Source organism: Halomonas sp. BM-2019, from assembly GCF_017584085.1.
Genome location: NZ_CP071922.1, coordinates 1 through 2,594, shown reverse-complemented (window position 1 = coordinate 2,594; position 2,594 = coordinate 1). Strand labels below are relative to the sequence as shown.

The window sequence follows — 2,594 nt, the reverse complement described above, 5'->3', positions numbered from 1 at the left end:
CGCCAGGGCCACGCTGGTCGCCGTCAGCTCCGCCAGGGTCGCCTGCACGTCCTCGGGGTGCTCCTCTCCTGTCAGGTGAGTCACCAGCCAGTCGAGGTGAAAGAGCTCCCGTCCGGTGCTGCGCGGCGGTGGAAGGTGGAAGAAGGGCTCAGCCAGCAGCTCTGCCAGCAGCGCTTCGTCGACTCGTCCCGAGGCGGCCCAGGCGCCGTCCATGTCGAAGCCACCGGCGCGGTGGCGGGCATGCCAGGCGTCCAGCAGGGCGTTGGCCGGTCCCGAGTCGAACCCAAGCGGTGCCCGAAGGTCCTCGGCAGGCGGCAGCAGGGTCAGATTGGCGAAGCCGCCCAGGTTGAGCACCAGGCGCCACTCGCCCGGGGCGCGAAACAGCGCCTGGTGGAAGGCGGGTGCCAGCGGCGCCGCCTGGCCGCCGGCCGCCAGGTCGCGGCGGCGGAAGTCGCCTACCACGGTCAGCCGACTGAGCTCCGCCAGCAGGCTGGGGTTGTCGAGCTGCAGGGTGTAGGCGGGGCCGCCGGCGTGTCCCAGCGGGGCATGCTCGATGGTCTGGCCATGGCTACCCACGGCGGCCACTGCCTCTCGGCGGGTGCCGCTGCTCGAGAGCAGGGCGGCGACGGCGGCGGCCTGCAGTCGACAGAAGGCATCCTCGGCTGCCGCCAGCTCGGCAAAGCTCACCCGCTCGGCGTGGCAGAGCGTCCATAGCCGCTCGTGCAGCGGCGCGGGCATCGGCTCGGCGTGGGTGGCCAGCAGGCGGGGTCGGCCGCTGTTGGTGGCATCGTCGATCTCCACTAGGGCGGCATCGATGCCGTCCAGGCTGGTGCCGGACATCAGGCCGATATAGAGGGGCATGGCAATCTCCCGGGTCGAGGGGCGTCACCGCTGGGCGCCGACTCATGCTACCATCCCTGCCCATTCGTGGGTCCCCGGGGGCCCGGCAACCGTTTACGTGGAGTAGGAGACGATGAGCGACGTGGCAAGCGCGCTGGCGCTGCTTAAGCGAGGCACCCAGGAGATCCTGCTGGAAGAGGAGCTGGTCAAGAAGCTGGAGTCCGGGCGCAAGCTGCGGATCAAGGCCGGCTTCGACCCCACCGCGCCCGACCTGCACCTGGGGCACAGCGTGCTGCTGACCAAGATGCGCCAGTTTCAGGATCTCGGCCACCAGATCATCTTCCTGATCGGCGATTTCACCGGTCGCATCGGCGACCCGACCGGCAAGAACGTCACCCGCAAGCCGCTCACCGAGGAGGAGGTCCGCGCCAACGCCCAGACCTACAAGGAGCAGGTGTTCAAGATCCTCGATCCCGAGAAGACTGAGGTGCGCTTCAACTCCGAATGGTTCGGCGAACTCTCCGCGGCCAAGATGATCGAGCTGGCGGCCCAGAGCACCGTGGCACGGATGCTCGAGCGTGACGACTTCGACAAGCGCTACAAGGCCGGCCAGCCGATCTCCATCCACGAGTTCCTCTACCCGCTGGTACAGGGCTACGACTCCGTGGCGCTGGAGGCCGATATCGAGATGGGCGGCACCGACCAGAAGTTCAACCTGCTGATGGGGCGCGAGGTACAGAAGCATCACGGCATGGCGCCCCAGGTGGTGATCACCATGCCGCTGCTCGAGGGGCTCGATGGCGTGCAGAAGATGTCCAAGTCGCTGGGCAACTACGTGGGGGTCGACGAGGCGCCGGGCGTGATGTTCAGCAAGCTGGTCTCCATGCCCGACAGCCTGATCTGGCGCTATTTCGAACTGCTCTCACTGAAGGGCAACGAGGAGATCGAGGCGCTCAAGCGCGACGTCGAGGCCGGCGCCAACCCTCGCGACATCAAGATGATCCTGGCCCGTGAGCTGATCGCCCGCTACCACGACGAGGCGGCGGCGGCCAACGCCCACAAGTCCGCGGGCAACCAGCTGGCCGAGGGCGAGCTGCCGGACGACCTGCCCGAGGTGGAAGTTGACTTCGAGGGCGGTGCGCAGGCGCCCATCGCCGCTGTGCTCAACCGCTCCGGCCTCGCCAACAACAGCGCCCAGGCCAAGGACATGCTCGGCAATGGCCGGGTCAAGGTCGACGGCGAGGTGGTTGAGCGCGACCATATGCTTGCCACGGGCGCGAGCTACGTGATCCAGGCCGGCAAGAAGCGATACGCTCGAGTGACGCTCAAGTAACGCCGGTTATCCAGGCCGGCCCGGCCAGTGGACGCAGCGCCCGCCCCAGTGCGGGCGCTGTCGTCTCTGCTTCTGCGACCATGCTGGCTGTCGGGCCGGCGCCGCGGCGGGTCCCACCCCGAAAGCTGTCCACACCCGCTTCTGGCGCCGGCCCTGTGAATAAGTGGGTGGGTGGATAGGCGGCCACCCGCCGTTTGTCATCATGCCGTCACGGCTCGGACAGGCTTCTGAAACTTTTTTGCCGGAAGGGCTTGCGGCCGGCGGGGGGAAGCCGTAAAGTACGCATCCGCTGCCGGCAACCAGCAAGGTTGCAGGCGGTGAAGGGTGGTAGAAGTGGTTGTTCTGCTTGGGGTTTTCGGATGCTTCGAAGATTTCCTCGCTTGACAGGCACCGCGGATTCGCTAGAATGCGCACCACTGGA

General features: G+C 67.4%; 2 protein-coding genes. One reads left to right on the top strand and one right to left on the bottom strand.

The genetic code is table 11. The features are described from left to right. On the bottom strand, positions 1-861 hold an 861-nt coding region (locus J5F18_RS00010), incomplete at its 3' end, for an anhydro-N-acetylmuramic acid kinase (protein WP_346300334.1). Between the two features lie 112 nt (positions 862-973). Between J5F18_RS00010 and tyrS the strand changes: the two genes are divergently transcribed. Further along, complete coding sequence (gene tyrS, locus J5F18_RS00005; RefSeq protein WP_346300333.1) at positions 974-2,173, top strand: tyrosine--tRNA ligase; 1,200 nt, start codon at positions 974-976, stop codon at positions 2,171-2,173. Positions 2,174-2,594: the final 421 nt, after the last annotated feature.

What these genes read in the sequence shown, in the direction of transcription:
- tyrS (WP_346300333.1), top strand. Translation starts at nt 974, where the DNA reads ATGAGCGACGTGGCAAGCGCGCTGGCGCTGCTTAAGCGAGGCACCCAG.